Genomic DNA, 25,143 nt, shown 5'->3' on the forward strand with positions numbered 1-25,143 from the left:
CCAGAAAGTCCAGCCGTGTGGACAACCTGGCGGGCGGGGACTGTCTGGCTGTTTACACAGACCGTTCGTACCGATACACGACCCGCGGGTGTACCGGCAGTCTGGTACCTGCCTACGACTGCCCGTGCTCGTGGCGAATCGCGGTGAGCATCCCGTTCAGGTAGCCGACGGCGTGGGCCCGGCCCCGGTGGTCCCAGTCGGTGTCGTCGTCCACGTGGGGGGTGTGGTCGGGGATGACCAGCCCGGAGAAGCCCACCTCGTCGAGCAAGGAGAGGATCTCGTAGGCGTCGTAGTTCCCCAGGTCGATGAACGTCTCGTTGAACTTCGGGACGGTACCGTCGACGTCCCGGAAGTGGACGTAGAAGAGGTCGTCGCGCTCGCCGAAGTAGCGGATGACTTCTTCCAGGTCCTCGCCCATCTCGGACCAGCAGCCGAGACAGAACTCGAGGCCGTGGTTGTCGCTGGGGACGAGGTCCATCGCCCGCTTGAAGTTCTCGAAGTTTCGGAACAGCTGGGGGATGCCGCCAAGCGACTCGACGGGCGGGTCGTTGGGGTGGAGACAGACCTTCACACCCGCCTCCTCGGCGACGGGGAGGAGTTCCGAGAGGAAGTACTCGTAGTTCGCCCAGAGCTCTTCCTCGGTGTACTCGCGGTCGTGGGTCAGTTCGTCGTCGACCGCCCCGAGGTCGAACCCCGAGGCGCTGGCACCGCCCCGGACCTCGACGTCGACGTTCCGCCAGACGCCGCTTGGCATCCAGTGGTAGCCGAACATCGGGATGCCGGCCCGGCCCATGTTGCGAATCGTCGTCTTGACGTGTTCCATCTGCTCCTCCTTGCCCTCCTTGCCGAGCATGACCTTGTCGTAGAAGGAGATGGGGATGTTCTCGATAGCGTTGAGCCGTACCCCGTACGACTCGACGTGTTCGCGCAGTTCGACGAGGTTCTCGTAGGACCACTCCTCGTCGCCTTCCAGGGGAATTCGCTCGTTGTCCGGCATGTGGGGGTAGTCCGGCGTGTAGCGGTACATGTTCAACAGGACGTCGTCGACGCCCAGCTGCTTGCAAAAGCGGAGCTTGTCCTCGGTCGGGTCCATGAACTGCCCGAGGCCGATTCGCATCGGGAGCGACTCGAAGTCGGTCGCGAGGCCGTCTGACTGCTGGCTCATACCGAGAGGACGACGATTGTGGGCATAAGTATTGTCCAGCGAAAGCGCCCGAGGGCAGCGCGCCGACTACTCGAGGAGCGTCGTTGCCCTGTCGGCCGCCTCCGAGAGCGCCGCCTCCACGGACGCCGATTGCTCGACGACGGCGGCCTCGACCATCTCGTCGAGTATCTCGTTGAGTTCGAGGTACTCGGGGACGCGCGGCAGGGTGTTGACCGGCCCGGTGTTGACCTCCTCGACCATCGAGTAGAAGGAGTTCTCGCGGAGTACGTCGGGGTCGCGCCAGGTCGAGAACCGGGTCCCGGACGCCCCCTCACGGGTCGTCACGAGGTCGTTCTCCGGGGACGCGGCGTGCCGGATGAACTCGTACGCGAGGTCGGCGTGCTCGCTCCCGCTGGGCACGGTCAGCCCGTACGTGACCGTCAGCGAGGTGTGCTCGCCATCTGGAGCGTCCGCCCGCGGGATGAGCCCGTAGTTGGTCCGGCCGAACACCGCGGAGCCCGGGTCCTCGGCCATCGCGCCGAACCCCGACCAGTTCCACATCATCGCGGCCTTCCCGTCGGCGTAGAACTGTCCCGCCTCGACGCTCTCCAGATCGACGGACTCCGGTGGGACGACCTCGTGGTCGTGAATCAGGTCGTGGTAGTACTGGAGCGCCGCTCGACCCTCGGGACTGTCGAACGCGGGCGCGCCGTCGTCGTCGAGCAGCCGACCGCCGCGACTCCACAGCTGGATGCAGAAGTCGTAGACGTCGTTGTGGCCGTCGGGCTTGGCCGCGACGACGGTACCCCAGAGATCCTCGTCGGGCCGTGTGAAGAACTCGGCGACCTCGCGGAACTCGTCCCAGGTCCGGGGCACCGACAGCGGTCGGCCGTACTCGGCCCGGAAGGCCCTCTGCTCGGTGACGCTCTCGAAGAGGTCCTCGCGGTAGTGGAATATCTCCGGGCCGTCGTGGTACGGGACGCCGTAGGTCGTTCCCTCGAAGGCCATCAGGCCCCGCAGGCTCTCGGCCCACCCGTCCGGCCAGTCCGCCGGCGGATCGCTGTCCAGGTGGTCGTCGAGCGGCGTCAGGTAGCCGGCGTCGGCGAGCATCGGGACCCAGTCGCTCAGACAGAGCAACAGGTCGTAGGTCCCGTCAGTGATGTCGCCCGTCGTCACGAGTTCCTCGTGAATCTCCGGGAGCGGACGGTGCTCACGCTCGAACCTCACGTCGGCGTCGACGGAGGCAGCGAACGAGTCCATCTGACGCTGTAGGGCCTGCTCGAACCCCTCAAACGGGCGTCCGACAAGCCGCAGTGTTACCATAAATCGACTGATACCACGTGACACATTAAACTCACCGCCGGACGGCGAGCGACACAGTGTCGGGAGGTGTGCCGTCGCCCGCGACCAACGAAGAGAATATACAGGCCGGGTGCGAATGTAACTGGTATGAAACGAGCATTGGACGACATCGTCGTCGCGGACTTCACACAGATGATGCAGGGGCCGTGGGCGACACAGAAGCTCGGGGACATGGGGGCCGAGGTCATCAAGATCGAGCGACTGGGTGGCGAATGGGAACGAACGCTCGAGGCGGGCGGGAGACTGCTCGACGACGTCAGTCCCTTCTTCCTGGCGATGAACCGCAACAAGCGGAGCATCACCCTCGACCTGACGTCTGACGAGGGCAGGGACGTTGCGCTCGATATCGTCCGGGACGCCGACGTCCTGGTCGAGAACTTCAGACCCGGCGTGATGGACCGGTTCGGTCTGAGCTACGACGAAGTGGCGGAGGTCAACCCGGGTATCGTCTACGTCTCTGCGTCCGGGTTCGGCAGCGACGGACCCTACGTCGAGCGGCCGGGCCAGGACCTCCTCCTGCAGTCGATGAGCGGGCTGGCGAACTACACCGGTCGGAAGGACGACCCGCCGACACCGGCCGGGACCGCTGTCGTCGACGAGCACGCGGCGATGCTCATCGCCTTCCACACGATGGTCGCGCTGTTCCACCGGGAACGCACCGGGTCGGGCCAGCGCGTCGAGGTGAACCTGCTGAACGCGGCGCTCGACTTCCAGTGTCAGGAGATCACCGCCGCGCTCAACATGGACGTCGAGTTCGAGCGCAGCGAGGAGGGCATCGCCCAGGCCTGGCTCGGGGGCCCGTACGGCATCTACGAGACGGCTGACGACCACGTGGCCATCGCCATGGCACCGATGGAGACGCTGGCCGAGACGCTCGACCTCCCCGAACTCGCGAAGTACGAGACGCCCGAGGAGACCTTCGAACACCGCGACGAGATAAAACGGACCCTGGAGGCGTACACGCGCGACCAGCAGACCGACGAGCTCCTCGAGACGCTGCTTGCGGACGACATCTGGGCCGCCGAGGTCAACGACTTCCACGACGTCGCCGCGGACCCACAGGTCGAACACAACGAGATGCTCGTCGAGCTCGACCACCCCGTGGACGGCGCCTTCACCACCACCGGCATCCCGGTGACGATGTCCGAGACGCCGGGTGACGTTCGATTACACCCGCCTCGGCCCGGTGAGCACACCGACGAGATTCTCGCCGAGTTCGGGTACGACGAGACGGAGCGTGAACGGTTGCTGGAGGACGGCGTCGTCGGAAGCCCCTAGGGCCCGGGCAGTCCGTCCCGGCGAGCAGTAGTTTAAATACCAGGCCGGGCAGAGCTGTGTGTATGCACGGGGGGACCGACGAGGTGTACGAAGAGGCACTGCGAGCGCTGCTGACCCGCGTCGGGGCGACGCTCGACGAGACCGGCGAACGGTTCCCCTACGTCTTCGACAGGGACAGCGGGACGTGGGAGACGACGGCGGACGGCAACTGGTGTGGCGGCCACTGGGTCGGTCTCCTCTGGCTGGCGAGCGAGTGGGCCGACGACGCTGAGGACAGCGAGCGGTTCGAGCGCGCAGCACGAGCCCACACGGAGGCGATGCGCCCGGCCATGCCGCGAGACTCGATGTTCTGCGGGATGAACTTCGCCTACGCGGGCTTCCGGGCGTACGACCACAGCGGCGACCGGACGCTGTTCGGTATCGGCCTGGAAGGAGCCGACGCGATGGCCGACGCCTTCGACGAACGCGCCCGACAGGTGCCGCTGGGAAAACTCGCTATCAAGGGCCCCGAGCAGTTCCGTGGCCCCGAGTCCAGCCACGGCCCGCCAGGGGACCGCATCGGTGCGGTCGACAACCTCTACACCGCCGTCGCGCCGCTCTGGCGAGCCTACGAGGAGGTCGACGACCCGCGGTTCCGTGACGTCGCCGTCTCCCACGCCGACCGGCACCTCGACTGGTACGTCCGCGACGACGGCCGGACCTGGCACCACGCGGTGTTCGACACGGACGGCGAGCTCGAACGCCAGTACAACGAGCTGGCACACAGCGACGAGACCTGCTGGGCCCGCGGGCAGGGGTGGAGCATCGCCGGGCTCTCGGCCGCCTACACCGCGACGGGTGCCGAGCGTTATCTGGACGCCCTCGAGGCGAACGTCGACTACTACCGCGAGCACGCCCCCGACGACCTCGTCCCCCACTGGGACTTCGAGGTCCCGAACCCCGACGACGAGCCGAGAGACAGCAGCGCCGCCGCGCTCGTCACCTACGGGTTGCTGGTGCACCTCGACGACGGGAAAGCCGGGCAGCAGGAGTCACGCGTCGCCCGACTGCAGTCCGTCGGAGTCAACGTCCTCGATTCGCTCGTCGACGCCTACCTGGTCACCGACCCGGACGACCCGGCGTACGGACGCGTCGAACACGGCTGTTTCAACCGACCTGGTGAGTACGCGACCGACACGGAGCTCGTCTGGTCGACGTACTACCTGGCCGAGACGCTCGCGAGCGTGCTCAACGGATGACCGGGTCATGGACGGGGTACACACTCCCGACGTCTCCGACCGGCTACGACGAGTTACTGGACGGGTTCGAGTGGCAGATTCCCGGCGAGTACAACATCGCGGCCGTCGCGCTTGAGGGTGACCCGGAGGCAGTGGCGCTCCGTCACCTCCCCGACCGAGGGAGCAATGCTGCCGTGAGCGACACCGTACGGACCGTCACCTACGGGGAACTGGCGTCGGCCTCGGCCGCGGTCGCGATTCGACTGGCCGCTGACGGCGTGACGCCCGGCGACAGGGTCGCCGTCTGCCTCCCGCAGTGTCCGGAACAGGTTGTCCTGCACCTTGCGGCCTACCGACTCGGCGCCGTCGTCGTCCCGGTGTCGATGCTGCTGGGCGACGCGTCGCTCGAACACCAGTTGACCCACGCCGACGTATCGGCGCTCTTCGTCGATGAACAGCGCTGGACCAGCGCCGACCTAGATGAACTCCAGGAGACGGTCTCGACTGTGACTGTCAGAGTCGACGCGGACAGTTCCCCGCTCGGCGGGCTGACGCGGTTCGCCAGTGACCGGTCGGGTGGGACGACGCCGCCGATGGCCCGGACGGCTCCCGACGACCCGGCGCTGGTCCTCTACACGTCTGGAACGTCCAGCGAGCCGAAGGGCGTCGTCCAGGGCCACCAGTACCTGCTCGGGTCGATGCCGGGGTACCACTGCTGGTTCGACCGCTTCGAGCCCGAGACGGCGGAAGCGACCCGCGCGTGGACCCCCTCCGAGTGGGCGTGGGCCGGGGCGTTGTTCGACGTCGTCTTTCCGACACTCGCAGTCGGAGGGACCGTCGTCTCCTCGGTCCGTCGGCGCGGGTTCGACCCCGAGCGTGCGCTCGACGTGGTCGAGACACAGGGCGTGACCCACGCCTTCCTCCCACCGACGGCGCTCAGGAAACTCCGCGAGGGGGCAGCCGTGTCCGAAGAGCAGACAGCGTCGCTGTCGGTCATCATGAGCGGGGGCGAACCGCTACCGAACTCGGTCGCGACGTGGGCCGAGGAGACGCTGGACGTGACGGTCAACGAAGCGTACGGACAGACGGAGGCCAACGCACTCGCCGGCGAGGCCCAGGGCGTCTACCCGGGGACCGACGACGGCCTCGGCCGCCCGTATCCCGGGCACGACCTCGCAGTGATCGACGACGACGGCACGCCACTGCCGGCGGGCGAGGTCGGCGAGATCGCCGTCGCCCGTCCCGACCCGGTCGTCATGAAGGGATATCTCGACGACCCCCACGCGACGCAAGCGGTCCTCGGGGAGGAGTGGCTCAGGACGGGTGACCTCGGCCGGTTCGGCCCCGATGGCGTCCTCGAACACCTCGGGCGGGCCGACGAACTCGTGGTCTCGTCGGGGTACCGCATCAGCCCGCTCGAAGTCGAGTCCGTCCTCACGGACCACCCGAGCGTCGCGGCCGCGCTCGTGCGGGGGGAACCCGACCCGGAGCGGGGCCAGCGGGTGGTCGCGTCGGTGGTCCTCGTCGACGAAGGGAGTGGGGACGAGGTCCTCGAAGACCGACTCCGCTCCGCCGTCGCCGACCGGCTCGGCCCCCACAAGAAGCCCCACGCTGTCGAGTTCGTCACGGAGCTCCCGACGACCCGGACCGGTAAGACGGACCGTTCGAAGGACTGAGCGGCTGCGACGGTGAGAGAAAGAGTCGCGCCCTCGTTGCGGCTCTATGCCGTAGAATTCCGAGCAGCCCTGACCAGTCATGTCAACGAACCTTTATTATCACGATTAGCGAACAGGTATGCATGGCAATACAATCGACCACCCTCCGACGTCGGCTCCTCGTCCTCGGCGTCGTCGTCGCGCTCCTCCTCCAGGTAGGGACCGGCATCGCCGCCGCCCAGTCGGTCGAAGGCGCGACGGGGACCGTCGTCGTCGAATCGGGCGAGACCGTGTCGAGTATCGAAGCGTTCGCGAGCACCATCGTCATCCGCGGGACGGTGACCGGCGACCTCGCCGGTGCGGCGGGAACGATACACATCACAGAGACAGGGCGCGTGGGCGGTAACGTCGAAGCCGCCGCGGCGACCATCCGAATCGACGGGACGGTCGACGGCGACGTCGCCGCCGCTGGCGCGACCGTCGAGCTCAGCGAGACCGGTGCCGTCGGCGGTGACCTCGAAGCCGGCGCGAACTACGCGCTCGTCGACGGGGCCGTCGCTGGAGACGTCAGCGTCGGCGCGGAGACGCTCGAACTGGGTCCCAACGCCGACATCGGTGGGACGTTCCGCTACGACGCCGGTGCGTTCACCCAGGACCCCGACGCGACCGTCGCTGGCGGTGTCGTCAGGGATGCAAGCCTTCGACAGACCGCCGGTCCTGACTTCCAGCCGCTCACCATCCCGTCCTGGGTCGGCATCGTCTACGGCCTCGTCGCCAGCCTCCTGCTCGGTGTGGTCCTGCTCGCCATCTTCCCGGCGTTCTCCATGGGCGTGGCGAGGCGCGTGGCTGACGAGCCAGTGAAGAGCGGCGGCGTCGGTCTGCTCACGCTCGTCGGCGTACCCGTCCTCCTTCTCCTCCTGGCGGTCACCATCATCGGGATTCCGCTGACGCTCCTCGGTGCCGCGGCGTTCGGCCTCGCCGTCTGGGTCGGGAGCGTCTACGGCCAGTTCGCCGTCGGGACGTGGGTGCTGTCGATGTTCGACGTGGACAACCGGTGGCTGGCGCTGGTCGTCGGCCTGGTCGGGTTCGCCCTGCTCGGGGCGATACCCGTTCTCGGTGGCATCCTCGAATTCATCGCCTTCCTGCTCGGTCTGGGTGCCGTCGCGCTCGGGCTGCGAAACAGCTACCGGAACCGCAGCAGTGGCGCGACTCCCGGCGGTCGGCAGGCCACGCTCGACGAATCGGTCGGCGACACGCCGACAGCGTAGCGTAGCCCGGACTCGCTACTCGGCGTCCGGCGAGACGCCCATCCGGCCCTCGACGAACGCCGCGAAGTCGTTCGTGAACGCAGCCACTTCGTCCCAGTCGGTGTACTCGTAATCTCGGGACGTGTCCGTATCGCCCGTCGCGTCCTTCGCGATGCGTTTGATGAGGAGCCGTGTGAGGAACCCGTACTTCGAATACCGTAGCGCGCCGCCGAACATGGCGATACGGTCGGGATGCCAGTCTGTGGCCTCGACGAACTCGTCGACGTAGTTCGCGGCCTCGGCCTGGCGCGCTTCGTCTTCGACCGCCGAGGAGAGCGAGACCTGGTAGAACGCGGTCGGACGCGACGCCAGCGCGTCCCGATACCGCTCGACGAACTCGACGACCGAGTCCTGGTGTTTCCCGACGTGGATCGACGACCCGACGATTACCGCGTCGTACCCGTCGAGGGTAAAATCGGTGGGGAGCGTCGAGACGTCGAGCGTCTCGGATTCGTGACCACGGTCCCGCACTGTCGTGGCTATCGCCCGGGCTATCTTCTCGGTCTGTCCTTCGCTGGTCCCGTACGCGACGATGAATCGAGTCATCAACCGTCCCCAACACCTTGGCTGTCCTATATATTATCGCTGTGGTGGGTTGCCGTAGAGCGGCCCCGGCCCACCGGCTACCAGGGGAGCGCACGTCGACAGCATTCGCAGAGAATACGGGAGTACCACGGTCGTCGCCGTCGAAGTGACAGAAATCTTTATACACCTTTCGAACGCAGTTCTACCTGTCATGAAACGGACGAAACTCATCGCAATCGTCGCTATCGTCGCCATCGTCGCCATCGCCGCACGCCGCCGCGGCGGGGACGATAGCGAGGAGTAACCGACTGGCGAACGACGGAATCGAACACGGTCACTGCCGAGAGAATCGTCACTTTGTCGTCGACTCGCAGTAACTGTGAATCTATCTCGGGATTTCGTTCTCGAATCCGCCACTATCGGCAGTTCAAGTCGACATATACGCCTCTTTCCACTGTATCAAGCAATAGACCGGTAGATTCTCGAATGAGATGGGTATATCCGGACGCTTGTATCTGCCACGATAGCATCGAAACGGGCTAGAAAATCCCGTCGAGTCATTCGACGGCGATACCGCCTTTCATCCCGAGCGAGAAGTGCGGCTCGCAGTGATAGAGCACGATACCGGGCTCGTCGAGCGTAACGGTGTACTTCACCCCGGACCCGCCTTCCGCTTCGCCCGAGCTGAACTCGTAGTCGGACTCGCCGAGTTGTTCTTCGGGGAGCGCCTCGACGTTGTGTGGGTTCCCGCCCCCGGTCCAACGGAACTCGACGGTGGTTCCAGCCGAGACGACAGCCGCCGCCGGCCCGAAGGCGAAGGCACCACCGTTGCCCTCGGCGCCCACGTCGACGGTCACCGTATCCGCTCCGCGTTCGTCGGCGAAACTGCCGTCGTAGTTGTCGGCGGCGCCGCCGAGTTCCGTCTCCGTGAGCCACCGGTCGATGACCGGGTAGTCGTCGGCGGACACCTCGTCGTCGCCACCATCCCCACCGCCGTCGCCCGAACAGCCCGCCAGTCCCGCCACCGTTCCGACGAGTACTCCCTGCAGCACCTGTCGTCGCGTCGGTCTCTGAACGGCCATGGGAGGGGTTTCGCGGTCAGTGTTGGTAGTTATTTGTTACTTTCCAGCCGACACCGCCAGCACTGTTGGCTTACCGGTGGAAAGCTGAGTCGCGACACTTGATGCTCCAGGTTCAGCCTGGGGCGCCAGGGAGCGACACGTCGAGCCGAACCCAGTCGCGACTCGTCCCAGACCTGCCCTCGCCGGTCCCCTCGACCGATAGGTGTTCCACGCTGGGGTGCGAACCGTCGCCGATGACCGTTCGAGTACCCCTCGGTGACGGGACCGTCGAAGTGTCGTTGCCGGAGTGTTCGGTGACGGTGTGTCGGCCGCCTGGTGGCGAGGCCGACGACCCGAGCGAGGCAGCCGCCGAGGCGATTGCCGACCCGCACGGGCCGCCGCTCAGGCAGTTGGTCGACCCCGACGAGACGGTCGCTATCGTCGTAACGGACGTGACGCGAGCGACGCCCGACGACGTCCTCCTCGACCACCTACTGGACGGGCTCGCCAGCGCAGGCGTCCATCGTGAACAGGTGACCGTCGTCGTCGGGCTCGGCCTCCACCGACCGATGACGGCACAGGAAATCGAGGCCGCACTGGGCGACCACGCCGACCTGGCGGTGAACCACGACCCCGAGGAGACGGTGACCGTCGGCACGGTGGATGGTGTCGACGTCGACGTCCACGAGACCGTCGCGGCGGCCGACCGAGTCCTCACGACAGGCATGGTCGAACCGCACCAGTACGCCGGGTTCTCCGGCGGTGCGAAGACCGTCGTCATCGGCGCCGGCGGCGAGTCACAGATCGGCTACACCCACGGTCCTGACCTCATCGGCCAGGACGGCGTCCGCCTCGGCCGCGTCGACGAGAACCCGTTCCGGTCGTTTCTGGACCGGGCCGGGGACTGCGTCGGTGTCGACTTCTGTCTCAACGTCACCCACGGTCCCGCCGGCATCCTCGACGCGGCCGCCGGCGACCCGCGAGCGGTCGTCCGTCATCTCGCTGCCAGCGCGCGCGACGCGCTCTCGGTCGAAGTGACCGAAACTTACGACGCAGTCGTCGCCGGTGTCGGCGCGCCGAAGGACGCGAACCTCTACCAGGCCACCCGCGCCGCGACATACGTCGCCCTGGGTGACTTCGACCCACTGACCGACGGCGGCCGAATCGTGATTCCGGCCGCACTGCAGGAAGGCGTCGGCGCGGGGACCGGCGAACGGCGGTTCTACGAGTGGCTCTCGGGCGCGAGCAGCGCCGAGGACCTCTACGCGACCATGGCCGAGGGGTACGAACCCGGTGCACAGCGGGCGTTCGTCGTCGCGCGCGTCCTGCGTGACTACGACGTCTGGGTGACAGACAGCCAGTCCCCGGACGTGGTCGAGGAGTGTCTCATGCACGCGGCCGAGAGTGTCGAGGCCGCTATCGACCCCAGCAGCGACGTGCTGGTGGTCCCCGACGCGCTGGACACGCTACTGGTCGGTTGAGTCCGGGCCGTCGGCCGACTCGGTCCCCTCCGCGTCGTCTGTCGCGTCCGAAAGCGGCCCCCACTGGTCGTCCGGCCAGTCTTTGTCCCCACCAGCCGACGGTCCGGTCCCGTCGGCCTCCTCGGTGTCGTCGGTTCGCTCCGAGACAGTTGCCCCCGTACGTCGTTCGTCCCGAGCACTCGCCCGCGAGGCTGCGTTCCGTGCCAGCAGGTCTGTCCGGAGCCGTTCGCGCAGTTCGTCCCGCAGGTCGCTGGCATCGTCGGCGTCCACGTCGAAGGCGCTCGCGCTGCCTCCGACGAGGCTGGAGGAACTGGCGGTGTCGGCCGTCACGGTGGCGAGCCGGCGACGACGCTGGAACGGCGTCCGGCGGACGAAGACGGTCTGGATTCGGTAGTACGGAACGATACGCGTCGTCCGCCGCCAGAACCCCGTCCGCGTCGCGAGAGCGTCGTCGTCAAGCACGTACCCTCGGTGGACCCAGCGGTAGTACGCGGCAGGCACGACGAGGGCGAAGGCCCCGAGGAGAGCCCACCAGGCCCCGATGTCGAGCACCAGCGTGTCGACTGCGTATCCGACGCCAGTGAGGACGGCGGCGACGAACGCGAACCGGAACGCGTACCGCCGGCGGGCGCGCGTCGGCGGGCGCTCGAACTCGAGGTCGCCGAACGGCGCGATGTCGCGTGCCAGGTCGTACACCTCCCCCCGCGGTGCCATCGGCACGGCGACTCCCTTCGAGGACTGCTGGCTCCCCGGTCCGTAGCCGGCTGTCTCGACGACGAGCGTGGCGAGGCCGAACCGACGCATCAGGACGTTCTCCCGGATACTCACTGTCTGGACCTTCTCGACCGGGATGGTCCCGCTGTACCGGCGAATCAGGCCCCGTTCGTACCGCAGGTCGTCGTCCTCGCGCGTGAGCGTGAAGTGGTAGTACTCCACGACGGTCAGGACGATACTGACGACCAGTGCGATGAGCACAAACTGGAGGGCCGTCAGCGCGAACAGCGCGACGAGCCGCGGCGTCGCCATGTCGCGGAGCCCTGGCATACCCAGTTGCCCGTTCGAGGCGAGGAGTCGGACGTTGAACCGGAGTACTGCGATGACGACGTCGGACCCGAGTGGCAAGCCGACGAGCGTCAACACCGGTGCCGCCGGTCGGACGGAGACGAGCGCGTACGTGACGAGGTCCCGCCAGGTGAACGCGAACAGCAGCTCCGGCGCGAGGCCGGTTTCCTCGTCGCCCTCGGATTCGTCTTCGGCCTCGTCCGTTTGGCTCTCGGTCCCACCCCGACGGTCGTAGTCCTGGACGAGTCGCCGGAGTCGGTCGGCCTCGGTCACCTCGACGGCGTCGAGGCTGGCCTCTGTCGCGCTCCCGCCCGCCGTCTCGAACTCGACGACCGTCAGCCCGAGGACGCGGTGGAACACCCCCTGTCTCGTATCGACGTTCTGGATGCGGCCCAGTGGAATCTCGCGGGACTGTCGGGCGACGACGCCCGACGTGACTCTGAGGGTCCCGTCGTCGATATCGTATCTGAACCGCAGATATCGCAACAGTCCGTACCCGCCGGCCAGCAGTGCCAGGAGCGGAACGAACACCGGGATGGCTGTCGACGGGATGCCGAGCGCTCCAGCGGCCGCCGTCCCGACGAAGAAGCCGAAGAAGCCGCCCTGAAGCGCCGCCCGCGTGACCCGCAGGACCGCGCTCCGTGGATGGAGCCGTCTCATACGGCGTCTGTGGCCTCGCTCTCACCGGCGAGGTCACGGAGGCGCTCGCGCAGTTCGGTCGCCCGTTCGGGTCGGAGCCCCGGGATGGTGATGTCGGCCCCGCGGGACCCGGCCGTGTAGACGACGACGCTCGACAGTCCGGCCGTCCGCTCGACGGGTCCGCGCCGCGTGTCGACGTGCTGGACGCGGACGTAGGGGACGGAGGTGTCAGTTCTGGTCACGACGCCGCGGACGAGATAGAGGGCGTCGTCCTGCAGCTCGAACCGCCAGATACGGTGGGCAGCGACGGCGTGGACCGTGCCGAGGAGGGCGACGACGAGCCAACCCGCGGCGATGAGCGTCGGTGAGACGGTGAGGAGGAACCGGTCGACGCCGAGCGCGATGGCGGCCAGCACCGTCGCCTGTATCAGCCGCCGCCCGACCCACAGCCCTCTGACGCGCGGATGCAACGACTCCATACACACTCTGTGGACCGAGCGTCGGATTAATCGTTTGGACCGCGACGGCCCGACAGCGGTCAGACCCGCTCGTTGACCTGGTCGGCGACGCGCTCGCCCGGGCGGCGGAGGTGCCCGCTCTCGACCTCGTAGACGTACCCGGAGACGGTCACCTCGTCCGGGATGAGGGGGTGGTCGCGGAGCAGTTCGATCTGAACCCGACAGGCTTCATCGATGTCGTCGGTCATCCGGACCCAGTCGGCCAGGGTGGCCTCGCCGACGTCCAGTTCGGGGAGCGCGGGGTCCAGGTCGACGTCGTCGAGGTCACCGCCAGCGGCGGCTTCGAGGCCCTCGACGACCGCCTCGTCGGAGGCGCTCATCATCCCACAGTCCGTGTGGTTGACGACGATAATCTCGGTCGTCTCGAAGAACTGCGTCGTGAGTGCCGCCGACCGGATGACGTCGTCGGTCACCTTGCCACCGGCGTTGCGGAACACCTGTGCGTCCCCGAGTTCGAGCCCAAGGGCCTCCTCGACCGGGATGCGCTCGTCCATGCAGGCGACGACGAGGAGTTGCTTGTCGGTGGGAATTCCCTTGCGGCGTCGGCGCGCCCAGTCGTCCCGGGCGTCGATGTCGCTATCGACGGCCTCGTGAACCCGACCCGGTTCAGGCGGGTCGTCGGTGTGGTCGTGCGTGTGGTGTGGCATCGAATGGCACGTTGCCACTCCCCCCACGTCGTACTTGATGTTCAGGTAACACGTACCGGCGTCTGTGACGAACGGGGACGTCAGTCGTCCGTCGTCGCGACGCTCTCGTCAGTCCGGTCGTCGTCGATTTCAGCCATCACGCGCCGGTGGAACTCCGCGAGGACCGCCGACTCGTCGTCGGCGAGCACCACGTCGCTGGCCATCAGCGTCGCCAGGCCGAACGCACGGGGAGTCGGCGAGTCGACGCGCGTCGAGACGACGTCGAGCGCGCCCCGGTCGATGTCGGTCACCACGTCCTGGATGCCCTCGACGTGGAGTTTGTCCTCGAGAATCTCCCGGTAGGTCTCCTCGACGACGGCAAAGTCGCCCAGGTCCTGTGCGAACCCCAGCAGCATCTCCGAGGAGACCTGCTGTTCGCTGGCGGACTTCTCGTAGCCCTTGTAGCGCTTCAGTATCATCAGCGACCGGGTCGCGTTGATGCGGAAGTACCGCTGGAGCAGGTCGGTCCCCTCGAGGCTGGCTCTGAGGTCCGCACGGACCGCCGTCGGGTCGATGCCCTCGATGAGTCCGGCGACGTCGACTTTCCGGTTCAGCGGCATCGAGAGGGTGAAGCCGTGGTCGGCGACGGCCACCTGGACGTTCGCCGTCGCTCGCTGGGCGACGTAGTAGGCGACCAGCCGCGAGAAGCCGTCGTTGAACCGCCGGCCGTACGTGGCGTGGACGTAGTAGTGGCGCTCGTACTCGTCGTGGTCCAGCGCCTCCTCGACGACGAGCCGGTCGGGCGTCGAGACGCTCTCCGAGCCGGCGTAGGCGACCTGCTCGCGGAACATCCGGGCGATGGCGCGGACGGAGTTCTCGTCGACGGGGAACGTCCGGAGCCAGTTGCGGACCTCGGACATGCCCCCTGCTTCGAGGTTCTCAAGCAGCGTCTCCTGGAAGGTGAGCATCTCACGACCCATGTCGTACGACAGGGGGAGCCGCTCGGAGAACCACGACGGCACCGTCGGGCGGGCGCTCGTCGGGTCGACGTACACCTTCGACCCGCGCCGGTACCGGTACTCGAAGCGGTCCCCGCCCAGGACGAACACGTCGCCTTGCTCCAGCGTGTCGAGGTACTGCTCGTCCAGCTGGCCGACCCACCGGCTGTCGCTGCGCGTGCGGACGTCGCAGGTGAAGGAGTCGGGTATCGTCCCGATGTTCGTCATGTAGATGACCCGGGCGAGCCGGCCGCGCTTGCCGACGAGCGGTTCGCCGACGTCGTACTCGTCGTAGTGGTACTCGCCGTCCGGCGGGTCGTTCGTATCGCGCCATATCTTCGCGTAGACGTTCCTGTCCTCCAGTCCCGGGTAGTCGGCGGTGAGATACCGACAGAGCTGTTCCCAGTCCTCGTCGGTGTAGTTCCGGTAGGGGTACGCTCGCTGGAGAATCGCCCGAACCTCGCGTTCCGGCCGGACCTGGTTGATGGCCATCCCGTACACCTGCTGGGCGGCGACGTCCTGGGCGTTCTCCGGGACGAACACGCGGTCGACGAAGCCGGACTCTGCCTTCTGGAGCATGACGGCACACTCGATCAGTTCGTCCCGGTCGAGCGCGACGACGCGACCCTCGACGGTCTCCCCGAGCTGGTGGCCCGCCCGTCCGATGCGCTGGAGCAGGGCGGCGACGGACTTCGGCGAGCCGACCTGGACGACGAGGTCGATGTGGGGCATGTCGATGCCCAGTTCGAGGCTCGTCGAGGTGGTCACCACGTCGAGGTCGCCGGCCTTCAGCGCCTCCTCGACCTCGTGGCGCTTCTCCTTCGAGAGCGACCCGTGGTGACACCCGGAGTTGGCCTCGTCGTACCCGTCGAACTGCTCGCGGAGGTTCTGGAGGACGCGCTCGGCCCCCGAGCGGGTGTTGGTGAACACGAGCGTGTTGGTGTGGCACTGGATCTGGTCGTGGAGCTGCTGGTAGAACCGACCGGTGACGACGTCCCGCGGCGTGTCGATGAGGTCGTCGGTCGGACAGGTCAGTTCGACGTCGAAGTCCCGGGTGAACCGCGTGTCGACGAGTTCGTAGTGCCGGGGGTCGCCGCCCAGTTCCTCACGGCCGACGAGGAACTCCGCGACGGTGTCGAGCGGCTCGACGGTCGCCGAACAGCCGATTCGCGTCGGCGAGGTCTCGGCCATCGCCTCCAAGCGTTCCAGCGAGACCGACAGGTGGGTCCCACGCTTGTTCTCGGCGAGACTGTGAATCTCGTCGACGATGACGTACTCGACCGTCTCCAGTTTCTGCTTGAACTTCGGCGAGTTGAGCAGGATAGCGAGCGTCTCGGGCGTCGTGTTGAGGATGTGTGGCGTCGTCTCCAGCATCGCCTGGCGCTCGCTGTCGCTCGTGTCGCCGTGGCGGATGGCGTGGCGGATGTCGACGTCCTCGCCGCGCTCGGCTAACCGGTCGGTGATGTCGTCCAGGGGGACCTCCAGGTTGCGGTGGATGTCGTTGGCCAGCGACTTCAGCGGCGAGACATAGATGCAGTAGACGGAGTTCTCCAGGTCGTCGTCGCGGGCCTTCGCGAACAGTTCGTTGATGATGCCGGTAAAGGAGGCGAGGGTCTTCCCGGACCCCGTCGGCGCGCAGATGAGCGCGTTCTCCCCCTCGTGGATGAGCGGGATGGCCTCCTTCTGCGGGGGCGTGAAGAAGCCGCCGTTCCCGGGGACGAACGCGCCGAACTGCTCGACCCACCACTCCTGGACGACGGGTGCCAGCAGCTCGATGACCGACTCGTCGTCGATATCGACCGCCGACGGGTCGAACTGCAGGTCCAGTGCTTCGAGGCGCGCTCGTCCTCCCATCTCGGAGTCTGGTCGAACGGTGGGCCCGTGCGGCCAAGTGGGTTGCGACCGCGGAGTGAAAGTGAACCGGCGGCAACCGTGAAATTTCCATCGCAGTCTCCACGAGATATATACCGCTGGGCGTCGGTGGATGCGATATGTCCCTCCTCCCCTCGCGCGGTCCCGAGGCGAGCACCGCCCAGGACGGCGAACTCGAAATCGTCGGTGTCGACGAAGACGTCTCCGCTGTCATCGATGCGCTCTCCTCCGAGACGGCACGCAACATCCTCAATGCGGTGTACGACGACCCGGGCACGCCGTCGGAGCTGGCGACCCGGCTCGACATGTCCATCCAGAAGGTCTCCTACCACCTCGAGAAACTCGAAGACGAGGACCTCATCGCCGTGGCCGGCACCCGCTACTCCGAGAAAGGCCAGGAGATGAAGGTGTACCAGCCCCCGGAGGACCCGCTGGTGCTGTTCGTCGGGACTCGGGACCGAAAGCGGTCGCTGCGCTCGCTCGCGAAGCGGCTCGTCCCGGTCGTCGGGGTCCTCACGGCGGCCAGCGTCGCCGTCCAGGTCATCACCGAAGGCGTCCCGTTCGTGGGCCAGTCCGGCGGCGCCGACGGTGAGGAGTTCGCGAGCCAAAGCGACGGCGACGCCGGCGGGGACGCGTCACTCGCTACGTCGGAGCCCACGGCTGAACCGACGGCGACGGCGAGCGGTGACGACGGCGGTGTCGGTATCGCCGAGGCGACGGAGACACAGACCCCGAGCGGCGGCGACGGTGGCGTCGGCATCGCCGAGGCGACGGAGACACCGACACCGGCACCTGCCGAAGCCCCGCAAACGGCGGCCGAAGCGACGACGACCCCCACGGAGGTCGCCACCGAACTCGCCGAAATGTCCGGCGCCGCCGGCGGATTCGACGTCGCGCCGGGACTGGTGTTCTTCCTCGGTGGCCTGCTGGTGGTCGCCGTCGTCGCGGCCGTCTGGGCCTACGATACATGACGGTCGCTCAAAACGATATTTTACCGTAAGATGGGCTTTTGATACTCCCAACCCTACGCTTAGGTGCGCCGTCGACGGGGTCCGGAACCGCCGCCCTGGTGCCCCGGTCTCCGACGATGGCCACCCTGCCCGAGCCATCCAGTTCCACCCCCGGAACTACCCCTTCCCCCCTCCGCTGACGCTCCCGAACGGATCCCTGGCGTCCCGCCCGGTGTCTTCCCCCACGACACCAACGCCTTTCCTTGTCCGGTCGCTCTGTCCGGCCATGCGACTCACGTTCCTCGGGACCGGGAGCGCGATGCCCACCGGGACCCGTGCACAGAGCGGCTACCTGCTTTCGGCCGACGAGCAGTCGCTCCTCGTCGATTGCGGGAGCGGCGTCCTCTCGGCGCTCGCTCGGACCGACGTCGGCTATGAAGGCGTCGACACCGTCCTCCTGAGCCACCACCATCTAGACCACGTCTCCGACATCGACGTGCTGCTGAAGGCCCGCTGGCTGGCGGGCGAGACGGACCTCACTATCGTCGGCCCCCCAGGAACGACGCAACTCGTCCGGGACATCCTCTCGGTCCACGAGTACATGCAGGACCGGCTCGACCTGACGCTTCGAGATATCGATGTGGGAGAGTTCTCGCTGGCAGGGTTCGCCGTCGAGGCGTTCGAGACGCGCCACTCCATGCAGTGTTTCGCCTATCGGCTCGCATCGGCCGACGGCGGGCCGACCGTGACTCTCAGCGGCGATTCGGAGGCGTTCACGGACCTCGTCGAGTTCGCGGACGGCTCGGCCGTCCTCGTCCACGACTGTTCGTTCCCCGACGACGTCGACGTCTCGAACCACCCGACGCCGTCCTCGCTCGGCGAGTCGCTCGCAGCCGCCGACGCCACTGTCGGTCGCGTGTATCTCACCCACCTGTACCCGCACACCGAGGGCCGGCACGAGGAGATGCTGACCTCGCTCGAACGCCACTACGACGGCGACATCCGCTTCGCAGCGGACGGCCTGACGCTCTCGGTCGCGGACGCCGCCTGAACGCTCAGGCCCGGTCCAGCGTCACGTGGAAGGCCGCCCCGCCCGCCTCGCTGTCGGCGACGGTGAGACTCCCGCCATAGGACTCCGTGAGCGCCCGCACGAACCCGAGGCCAAAGCCGCTGCCGGAGCTGTCGGGCCCCTTGTGACCCATCTGGAATATCTCCTCGCGGACCGCCTCGTCGACGCCCTCGCCGTCGTCGGCGACGGTGACGACCACCTGCTCGGTCCCGCTCTCGGCGACCGTGATGCGGACTGTCACGTCGCCCTCGTTGTGGACGGCGGCGTTAGAGACGATGTTGCGGAACACCGAGTCTAGCAGGTCGCCGCCGTACCCCGGTAGTCGGCGTCGTCTGGGTCGAACTCGACGGCGAGCGACGGGTAGTTGGCCTCGATGTCGGCCGCGGTGTCGGCGAGAATCGGTCGGAGGGCCCGGGGCTCTGGTTCGTCCTGGGCTTCGAGCGACGAGACGAGGTCGCCGACCCGCTCGATGAGGTCGGCCGCGTTCCCGGCCGCCCGCTGTATCTTCTCGGCGTGCTCCGCGGTCTGGCCGTCGACGTCCTCGGCGACGACGTCGGCGAAGCCAGCGATGACTTGCAGTTCGTTGCCCAGGTCGTGGCGGAGCAGCCGGTCGTACAGCTCTATCAGTTCCTTCCGGCTCTCTAAGTCTTGCCGGGCGCGTTCGAGGCGTTCGCGCGAGCGGATGTTGCTGATCGCCGTCGCAGCGTGTGACGCGAGAATCGTCATCAGACGGCTGTGCTCGTCATCGAAAGGGTCAGCCGACGTCGAGCGGGTCTCCAGCACCGCGGTCACGTCGTCGCCCATCTTGGCCGGAACTGCGAGTGCGGCGGTGACGTCCGAGTCGGCGGTGACGCTGGCGGTCGAGCCCGATTCGACGACGACCGACCCGGTCTCGAGGGCGGCCAATGCGATATCGGACGGCTGCTCGCCCGGTTCGAAGTTGGGGTTCGTGCTGTGGGCCACCCGGGGCTCGCCGCCGTGGACGTCGACGAACGTCGAGTGTGAGAACCTGAACAGCACGGCCATCGCCTCCAGTGACAGTGAGACGACCTCCTCGACGGTCGAACACTGGTTGAGCGCCTGGCCGTACTTGTTGAGGTCTGCGACCTGTCTCGCGAACTCGCGACTATCTTCCAGTGGCATCATCTGAACCCTTGCCCTGTACCGTGGTTGACCGACCTTAGGACTCCCCCTAAATACTCGTTTGGATAGTTCTCGTCGTGCGAGAACGGCGACGTACGGCTGACTGTGCCGGCCAGAGGGTCAGTCGAGGCGGTATCGAAGCAGCGCCGCGACGCCGCCGAGGTTCGACAGCTGTTGGCCGGGAGCGAACTCGGCGGAGAAGACGGTCACCGACCCGCCCTTCTGCTCGGTCGTCTCGATGAGGTGGTCGACGTCGACCTCCCAGTCGCCCTCGCCGGCACGCTCCAGTCTGAGACGCTCGTCCAGCACGAGCAAGGTCTCGATGGCACCGAAGTCGGCGGCCTTGGCGACTTCCTCGGGGCCGTACGCGGCCTCGCTACCCTCGCCGATTCGGGCCATCAGTTCGTCGATGAGGTCGGCCTCCTCGGCGATGCGGGTCTGTTGCTGGACGTCTTCGACGGCACCGCGCTTGAGCACCTCGTGGACGCCCCGGTCGCCGACGCTGGCCGTGTCGACCACCGTCATCTGCTCGGCGATGTCGGGTATCTCCTCGCGGAAGTAGTCCAGCGCGTCCTGCTTGGTGAAGCCGGGCCCGGCGAGGATGTAGGCGTCGACGTCCTGCCGGCGGACGACGTCGGCGAGTTCCGAGAACAGCTCTTTACGGGGCCGGGCGTACTCGCCCTTCCCGGTCGTCGACGTGATAGTGGCGCGCTCTTCGGTCCCGTACTGTGCGACGGTGTGGACGTGGGCCTCGCCCTCCTCGACAGTCACGATTGCGACGTCGGGGTTCTCGGCGGCCGCCTCGGCCTCTTCGAGGCGGTCGTTCTGGTCCGGCTTCCAGTGTTTCTCTATCTCCAGTTCGGTGTGTTCCTCGACGTTCAGCGTGTGGTGGAAGCCCAGCTGGTCCTCCCGCGAGCAGTCGACGATTTCGCCGCCGATACGCAGGCGGTTCGCGAACTTCGCGAACTCGACGTCGGTGACCTCAATCTCCAGCCACATGTGCTCGCGCTCGCCGCCCTTGTCACGGAGGTTGTCGTCGTTGCGCTGGATGCGCCGGGTCGTATCACCCGACACCAGGTCGCCCGGCTCGACAATATAGGAGAGGTGCCAGAGGTCGTCGAGCGTCTCGGGCACCACCTCGACGCGCTCGCGTCCCTCGGTGGTGGTCACCCGACTCTTGACTTGCATGGGAGTGGGTCCGCCGTAGTGACACAAGTGCCCTGCTATTCAGACTGCCGGCTGGCCGGTGGCGGACTCCTCGGACTGTTCGTCGGGGAGGGGCACCGACTCGATGCCCCGACCGATAGCGTAGGCACTGGCGATGTTGCCGTAGAAGGTGACGAACGGGACCAGCACGAGGCCGAGGACCGTGATGGCGACAGCGCCCGCGACGATCTGTGCGATGACGCCGATGACGATGGCGATGAGCCACGCGACCGCGTAGTCACCGTCAGTTCCGATTCGCCGGAGCAGCGACGGCGAGAACGCCGCCCCGAACGACCCCGTCCGGGCGAACGCCGCGATGGCCGCAGGGAAGAGGTAGACGGCGGCGAGGAGCGTAATGAGACCCACTGCGGCGGTCGCGAGCGCCAGCAACACCCCCAGGACGGCCACGGAGTTCCCGCCGGTGCCACCGACGCTCGTCCCGACGCCGACCGGGAGTATCCAGGCCAGCACGCCGACCGTGATGACGATTGCCGGGACGAGGAAGTACACCAGCGAGATGGCGAACGCCAGGACGCCGTCGACGAGCAGCTCGCCCCACTCGTCGAACACCGGCGGCAGTTCGTCGTCGCCCGCAGCCACCTGCCGGATGACTCTGACGAGATAGCCGTACACGAACAGCGTCGGGATGAAAAAGACGCCCAGGAGGCTCAGGACGCCGCCGATGAGGATGGTCTCGACGTTCTGTTCCCCCTTCCACGGGAATCTGAGTGCGTCTTCTAACTTGGTTCTCTGGTACTGTCGCGACCGTTCGGAGCGGCAGGCGACGGACAGCGGTTTGTGACAGTATCACACGAGGGTTCGCCGAGCGCGAACATAAAGATTCGCCAACAGGAATAGCGATAGGCTCGAAGCGTCGAATCTAGGAGTGAAAAGTGGGCGCGGTAAACAGCCGGTTCTCAGACGGCGGGTTGTCCGGCCGTCGAGTCGGGTCCCTCTTCCATGGCGGGCATCTCACGGACGGCCTCACCGATGGCGTGGGTGCCGGCCAGGTTCGCGTAGAAGGACACGAACGGGGCGAGGATGACACCGATGACCACGGCGTTCAGCACGCCGATGACGATCCCGGCCAGGAAGCTGATACCGAACGCGACGAGCCAGCCAGTCGCGTAGGTCCGGCTGAACAGGAGCGGGCGGAGTTCGGCAACCGAGAACGCCGCACCGAGGCGGTCCTCACGGGCGAAGGCCACGACTGCGGCCGGGAGCACGTACGCCAGCGCCAGCGAGACGACGAACAGGACGAGCGACGTCACGAGGAAGATGAGCCCCGCGGCGAGGCCGCCGGCCGCGCTGTCGCCGCCGAGTCCGATGGACGCCCCACTCGCAATCACCGCCACGGTGGCGATGAGTGCGGGGATGAGCGCGTACACGAACCCGATGGCGAACACTTGCAGCCCGTCGGTGAGCAACTCGCCCCACTCGTCGAACTCCGGCAGTTCCTCTTCGCCGTCCATGACCATCCGGAGGGCCCGGAGGATGTAGCCGAGGACGAGGAACGCCGGGACGAGCAGGAAACTAAAGAGCAGCAGGAGGCCGCCGATAGCGAGGTTCTTTATCGCGCTGTCGCCGTTACGTGGGTAGTTTATGGCTTCTTGAAACATCGTGTCCCTCCAGTGGGGTGCGATACCCGGGGAACTGGACCCAGACGGCCACAGCAGTCACCTCGTGGTATCTTCGTTATCCTAGTACTACCAACAAGTATATAACCGTACGTATCAGATGCGTATTACTATCACGCTACGGAGTATCTCGCGGGTTCCCGGGACGTAGGGTTCATCGTAGCCGGTCGGACCGAAGAAGCCGTCCGGCCGGTAGTGTTCGATACTCCCGAGAGCGAATCGCTGAACGACGACGAGACTCCTTTTCAGTCGTCGACCATCCGACTGCCGCCCGGTGGCAAGAACTCCTGGATACGGTCGGGACTGGCGACCTTCCGGACGAACGTCTCGTCCGCGAACCGCGTCTTGAACTCCCGGTAGAGCCGTTTCGCGATGTCGTTTTGCGCGTACTGGCCGGGTTCGACGGTGATGCTCGTCGCCACCTGCGGGCGGACGGCAGTCGGCGGGCCGCCGACGACGCGCGTCTCGTCCTCGCAGGTGATGCCGACGGCGACGCCGACCTCGGTGTCCTCGAAGTACGTCCGGTCGCCCCGGATGGCGAACCCGCCTTTCTCCAGGTACTCCCCGCTCTCCGGCGTCTTCGACACCTGGTCTTTCTCGACCATGTAGACGTCCCCGGCGAACTTCCCGTCCTTCCAGACCGAGGAGTACGAGACGGCGAACTGCGCGGCCTCCTCGAGCGAGGACTGCGGGAAGTCGACGTCTTTCGAGGGCTCGCTCGGGCCCGTGGCTTTCAGGACGGTCACCGGTCCGCCGTGCGCCTGCGCGTGGAAGAACTTGTCGCCACGCTCGAGGTACTTCTTGACGAGTTGCTCGTTCTCGTCGGCGTCCCGACCGCCGATGACGAGGAAGCCGTCCGATGTGTGGAACCAGCGGAACTGCTCGTACCACTGCTCGGTCTGGCGGATCGGTATCGAGGGTTCGGCGAGCCAGTCGGTCGGCTCGTCGTCGGTCTCGGTCTCCGGTGCCTCGTCCTCGCCGTCGTCTTCTTCCCAGCTGTCACGGCGTTCCTTGACGTCGGCCAGGTCCTCGCGCGTGTCCTCGATGGCGGCCATCGCGCCCTCTTTTTTCGATTCGATGCGTTTCGCCTCCTTGTAGAGGCGGTCGGCGTTCTTCTCGACGCCCATCGACGCGTCCACGGTCACGCGCGTGTCGTCGACCGCCAGCGTGACCGTCCCCTCGCTGCCGTCGACGTCGACGACGGCTTCCGCGGCCGGGATGCCTCTGTCCGCGCCTTCGCGGAAGGTGTCGCGTATCTCGTCCCACGGCACGTCCTCCGCTCTGGCCCCCTGCACGGTCGAGATGACGTCGTCCACCAGGTCGTAGCGGGCGTACAGTAACTCGGCTTTCTCCCGTTCGGCCTCGGCGTCGGCCTCGAAGTCCTCGATGGCCTGCTCCTGCTGGCGGATGATGTGCTCGTGTTTCTGAATCTCGCTCTCGAAGTCGGGCCGTTTCGTCTCGCCGCCCTCGACCTCGCTCTCCCGCTGGACGTGGTAGAAGTAGTCGTCCAGCGCCGCGTTGAACGAGTCGAAGCGCTCGCTGTAGAGCGCTTCGTACTCTTCGAGCGGGACCGGCGTGACGTCGACGCGGCGGCGCGACTCCTCGTCGTCTCCCTCCCCGGTCGACTCGTAGTAGACGCGGGGGTCGAGATTCCCCTCTCTGAGCTGGGTCGCGAGGTCCGTGACGACCTCGTAGAGGCGCTCGAACTGCTCGTCGGTGACCGTCTCGATGTCGACGTTGTACTCGATGCCCGCCCGCGAACACAGTTCCTCCCCGTAGAGGCCGCCGAAGTTGAGCTGCGTCGCCAGCGTCCGGACGAGGTCGGCGTCCGAGTCCTCGATTCGAGCCACGAACCCCTCGTAATCGACGGTGAGCGGGTTGAACCGTGCCGAGGGGAACTCGTAGGGCGCGCCGGGCGCGACCGTCCGTGACTTCAGGCGCACCGTCTCCAGTGAGTCGACGACCTCGCCGTGTTCGTCCAGGACGGCAACGTTGCCGTCGCCGAACAGCTCCGCGACGATGGTCGTCGACCCGTCCGCCCGGTCGAACTCCAGTTCGATGATGCGGTCGAACTCGAACTGCTCGACGCGGACGAGGTCGGCCCCGGACAGTCGGTTGCGCAGCATCATCGCGAAGTCCGGTGGCCGGCCTGGCGCGTCGGGGACGTGGTCGGCCGCGACGACGTGGGCCCGCTTGACCTCGCCGAGTTCGATGACGAACTCCACCCGCCCGCGGTCGAAATCCCGCATCTTGAGCCTGACGAGGTCGTCGTCGGCGTAGAGGTACGCCTTGTCGAGTTTCGCGCCCTCGTAGGCCCCGAGTTCCGTCTCGAGCGCCGCGAGGTCGACGCTCGTCAGCTCCCGCTTGTGGTCCATGTCGGTGGCTGACGGCCG

Annotated in this window: 19 protein-coding genes and 1 pseudogene; 7 read left to right on the forward strand and 13 right to left on the reverse strand. The window is 66.9% G+C overall.

Annotated elements, in window-relative coordinates; all coding sequences use genetic code 11:
- Positions 1-112: 112 nt before the first annotated feature.
- Together P1L41_RS12790 and P1L41_RS12795 are read right to left on the reverse strand one after the other, a co-directional pair.
- Positions 113-1,165 carry a mannonate dehydratase gene (locus P1L41_RS12790; RefSeq protein ID WP_276296116.1) on the reverse strand — a complete coding sequence of 351 codons (1,053 nt, stop codon included), beginning with the start codon at positions 1,163-1,165 and terminating at the stop codon, positions 113-115.
- Between the two features lie 66 nt (positions 1,166-1,231).
- The gene (locus P1L41_RS12795; protein ID WP_276296117.1) at positions 1,232-2,467 is read right to left on the reverse strand and encodes an ABC transporter substrate-binding protein; all 1,236 of its coding nucleotides are present in this window, start codon (positions 2,465-2,467) and stop codon (positions 1,232-1,234) included.
- A 126-nt stretch (positions 2,468-2,593) separates the two neighbouring features.
- Between P1L41_RS12795 and P1L41_RS12800 the strand changes: the two genes are divergently transcribed.
- From P1L41_RS12800 to P1L41_RS12815, 4 genes are all read left to right on the forward strand, one after another.
- Positions 2,594-3,784 (forward strand): CaiB/BaiF CoA transferase family protein, encoded by a 1,191-nt coding sequence (locus P1L41_RS12800; protein ID WP_276296118.1) that lies wholly within the window; start codon positions 2,594-2,596, stop codon positions 3,782-3,784.
- 62 nt (positions 3,785-3,846) lie between these two features.
- Positions 3,847-5,022 (forward strand): AGE family epimerase/isomerase, encoded by a 1,176-nt coding sequence (locus P1L41_RS12805; RefSeq protein WP_276296119.1) that lies wholly within the window; start codon positions 3,847-3,849, stop codon positions 5,020-5,022.
- Complete coding sequence (locus tag P1L41_RS12810) at positions 5,019-6,677, forward strand: AMP-binding protein (protein WP_276296120.1); 1,659 nt, start codon at positions 5,019-5,021, stop codon at positions 6,675-6,677. Before P1L41_RS12805 ends, P1L41_RS12810 begins: the two co-directional genes overlap by 4 nt.
- A 122-nt stretch (positions 6,678-6,799) precedes the next feature.
- Entirely contained in the window at positions 6,800-7,924 is a 1,125-nt protein-coding gene (locus P1L41_RS12815; protein ID WP_276296121.1) for a polymer-forming cytoskeletal protein, read from the forward strand.
- Positions 7,925-7,939: 15 nt separating this feature from the next.
- Here the strand turns inward: P1L41_RS12815 and hemG are convergent, their stop codons facing one another.
- Positions 7,940-8,509, reverse strand: coding sequence for a menaquinone-dependent protoporphyrinogen IX dehydrogenase (gene hemG / locus P1L41_RS12820; protein ID WP_276296122.1), 570 nt, complete (start codon positions 8,507-8,509; stop codon positions 7,940-7,942).
- A gap of 536 nt (positions 8,510-9,045) precedes the next feature.
- Positions 9,046-9,570, reverse strand: a complete 525-nt coding sequence (locus tag P1L41_RS12825; protein WP_276296123.1) for a halocyanin domain-containing protein — start codon at positions 9,568-9,570, stop codon at positions 9,046-9,048.
- A 233-nt stretch (positions 9,571-9,803) separates the two neighbouring features.
- On the opposite strand from P1L41_RS12825, the gene P1L41_RS12830 reads away from it, so the two are divergent.
- On the forward strand, positions 9,804-11,030 hold the full coding sequence (locus P1L41_RS12830; RefSeq protein ID WP_276296124.1) for a lactate racemase domain-containing protein: 1,227 nt from the start codon (positions 9,804-9,806) through the stop codon (positions 11,028-11,030).
- On the opposite strand, the gene P1L41_RS12835 is transcribed toward P1L41_RS12830, so the two are convergent.
- The 4 genes from P1L41_RS12835 to P1L41_RS12850 all read right to left on the reverse strand — a co-directional run bounded on the left by P1L41_RS12835 (position 11,016) and on the right by P1L41_RS12850 (position 16,727).
- Positions 11,016-12,752, reverse strand: coding sequence for a PH domain-containing protein (locus P1L41_RS12835; RefSeq protein WP_276296125.1), 1,737 nt, complete (start codon positions 12,750-12,752; stop codon positions 11,016-11,018). The two genes, P1L41_RS12830 and P1L41_RS12835, sit on opposite strands and share 15 nt — an antisense overlap.
- On the reverse strand, positions 12,749-13,210 hold the full coding sequence (locus P1L41_RS12840) for a PH domain-containing protein (protein ID WP_276296126.1): 462 nt from the start codon (positions 13,208-13,210) through the stop codon (positions 12,749-12,751). The genes P1L41_RS12835 and P1L41_RS12840 overlap by 4 nt, the downstream gene beginning before the upstream one ends.
- A gap of 59 nt (positions 13,211-13,269) precedes the next feature.
- Complete coding sequence (locus tag P1L41_RS12845; protein ID WP_276296127.1) at positions 13,270-13,896, reverse strand: beta-class carbonic anhydrase; 627 nt, start codon at positions 13,894-13,896, stop codon at positions 13,270-13,272.
- A gap of 80 nt (positions 13,897-13,976) precedes the next feature.
- On the reverse strand, positions 13,977-16,727 hold the full coding sequence (locus P1L41_RS12850; RefSeq protein WP_276296128.1) for an ATP-dependent helicase: 2,751 nt from the start codon (positions 16,725-16,727) through the stop codon (positions 13,977-13,979).
- A 137-nt stretch (positions 16,728-16,864) separates the two neighbouring features.
- Here P1L41_RS12850 and P1L41_RS12855 point away from each other — a divergent pair, with 137 nt between their 5' ends.
- Both P1L41_RS12855 and P1L41_RS12860 read left to right on the forward strand, forming a co-directional pair.
- Positions 16,865-17,716, forward strand: a complete 852-nt coding sequence (locus tag P1L41_RS12855) for an ArsR/SmtB family transcription factor (protein WP_276296129.1) — start codon at positions 16,865-16,867, stop codon at positions 17,714-17,716.
- A gap of 265 nt (positions 17,717-17,981) precedes the next feature.
- The gene (locus tag P1L41_RS12860) at positions 17,982-18,746 is read left to right on the forward strand and encodes an MBL fold metallo-hydrolase (RefSeq protein ID WP_276296130.1); all 765 of its coding nucleotides are present in this window, start codon (positions 17,982-17,984) and stop codon (positions 18,744-18,746) included.
- 4 nt (positions 18,747-18,750) lie between these two features.
- Here P1L41_RS12860 and P1L41_RS12865 read toward each other — a convergent pair.
- From P1L41_RS12865 to rqcH, 5 genes and pseudogenes are all read right to left on the reverse strand, one after another.
- Positions 18,751-19,907, reverse strand: a pseudogene (locus tag P1L41_RS12865) (sensor histidine kinase).
- Between the two features lie 120 nt (positions 19,908-20,027).
- The gene (locus tag P1L41_RS12870; protein ID WP_276296131.1) at positions 20,028-21,095 is read right to left on the reverse strand and encodes an mRNA surveillance protein pelota; all 1,068 of its coding nucleotides are present in this window, start codon (positions 21,093-21,095) and stop codon (positions 20,028-20,030) included.
- A 39-nt stretch (positions 21,096-21,134) separates the two neighbouring features.
- Positions 21,135-21,905, reverse strand: a complete 771-nt coding sequence (locus P1L41_RS12875) for a DUF4013 domain-containing protein (RefSeq protein ID WP_276298463.1) — start codon at positions 21,903-21,905, stop codon at positions 21,135-21,137.
- Positions 21,906-22,030: 125 nt separating this feature from the next.
- Complete coding sequence (locus tag P1L41_RS12880) at positions 22,031-22,732, reverse strand: DUF4013 domain-containing protein (protein WP_276296132.1); 702 nt, start codon at positions 22,730-22,732, stop codon at positions 22,031-22,033.
- 263 nt (positions 22,733-22,995) lie between these two features.
- The gene (rqcH, locus tag P1L41_RS12885; protein WP_276296133.1) at positions 22,996-25,125 is read right to left on the reverse strand and encodes a ribosome rescue protein RqcH; all 2,130 of its coding nucleotides are present in this window, start codon (positions 25,123-25,125) and stop codon (positions 22,996-22,998) included.
- Between the last annotated feature and the right edge of the window lie 18 nt (positions 25,126-25,143).

The sequence above is a fragment of the Haloarcula ordinaria genome (assembly GCF_029338275.1).
Lineage (GTDB): Archaea > Halobacteriota > Halobacteria > Halobacteriales > Haloarculaceae > Haloarcula > Haloarcula ordinaria.

Bases quoted from the DNA above. Each gene is read 5' to 3' on its own strand.
- P1L41_RS12790 (WP_276296116.1), bottom strand. From the start codon at position 1,165: ATGAGCCAGCAGTCAGACGGCCTCGCGACCGACTTCGAGTCGCTCCCG.
- P1L41_RS12795 (WP_276296117.1), bottom strand. From the start codon at position 2,467: ATGGTAACACTGCGGCTTGTCGGACGCCCGTTTGAGGGGTTCGAGCAG.
- P1L41_RS12800 (WP_276296118.1), top strand. From the start codon at position 2,594: ATGAAACGAGCATTGGACGACATCGTCGTCGCGGACTTCACACAGATG.
- P1L41_RS12805 (WP_276296119.1), top strand. From the start codon at position 3,847: ATGCACGGGGGGACCGACGAGGTGTACGAAGAGGCACTGCGAGCGCTG.
- P1L41_RS12810 (WP_276296120.1), top strand. From the start codon at position 5,019: ATGACCGGGTCATGGACGGGGTACACACTCCCGACGTCTCCGACCGGC.
- P1L41_RS12815 (WP_276296121.1), top strand. From the start codon at position 6,800: ATGGCAATACAATCGACCACCCTCCGACGTCGGCTCCTCGTCCTCGGC.
- hemG (WP_276296122.1), bottom strand. From the start codon at position 8,509: ATGACTCGATTCATCGTCGCGTACGGGACCAGCGAAGGACAGACCGAG.
- P1L41_RS12825 (WP_276296123.1), bottom strand. From the start codon at position 9,570: ATGGCCGTTCAGAGACCGACGCGACGACAGGTGCTGCAGGGAGTACTC.
- P1L41_RS12830 (WP_276296124.1), top strand. From the start codon at position 9,804: ATGACCGTTCGAGTACCCCTCGGTGACGGGACCGTCGAAGTGTCGTTG.
- P1L41_RS12835 (WP_276296125.1), bottom strand. From the start codon at position 12,752: ATGAGACGGCTCCATCCACGGAGCGCGGTCCTGCGGGTCACGCGGGCG.
- P1L41_RS12840 (WP_276296126.1), bottom strand. From the start codon at position 13,210: ATGGAGTCGTTGCATCCGCGCGTCAGAGGGCTGTGGGTCGGGCGGCGG.
- P1L41_RS12845 (WP_276296127.1), bottom strand. From the start codon at position 13,896: ATGCCACACCACACGCACGACCACACCGACGACCCGCCTGAACCGGGT.
- P1L41_RS12850 (WP_276296128.1), bottom strand. From the start codon at position 16,727: ATGGGAGGACGAGCGCGCCTCGAAGCACTGGACCTGCAGTTCGACCCG.
- P1L41_RS12855 (WP_276296129.1), top strand. From the start codon at position 16,865: ATGTCCCTCCTCCCCTCGCGCGGTCCCGAGGCGAGCACCGCCCAGGAC.
- P1L41_RS12860 (WP_276296130.1), top strand. From the start codon at position 17,982: ATGCGACTCACGTTCCTCGGGACCGGGAGCGCGATGCCCACCGGGACC.
- P1L41_RS12870 (WP_276296131.1), bottom strand. From the start codon at position 21,095: ATGCAAGTCAAGAGTCGGGTGACCACCACCGAGGGACGCGAGCGCGTC.
- P1L41_RS12880 (WP_276296132.1), bottom strand. From the start codon at position 22,732: ATGTTTCAAGAAGCCATAAACTACCCACGTAACGGCGACAGCGCGATA.
- rqcH (WP_276296133.1), bottom strand. From the start codon at position 25,125: ATGGACCACAAGCGGGAGCTGACGAGCGTCGACCTCGCGGCGCTCGAG.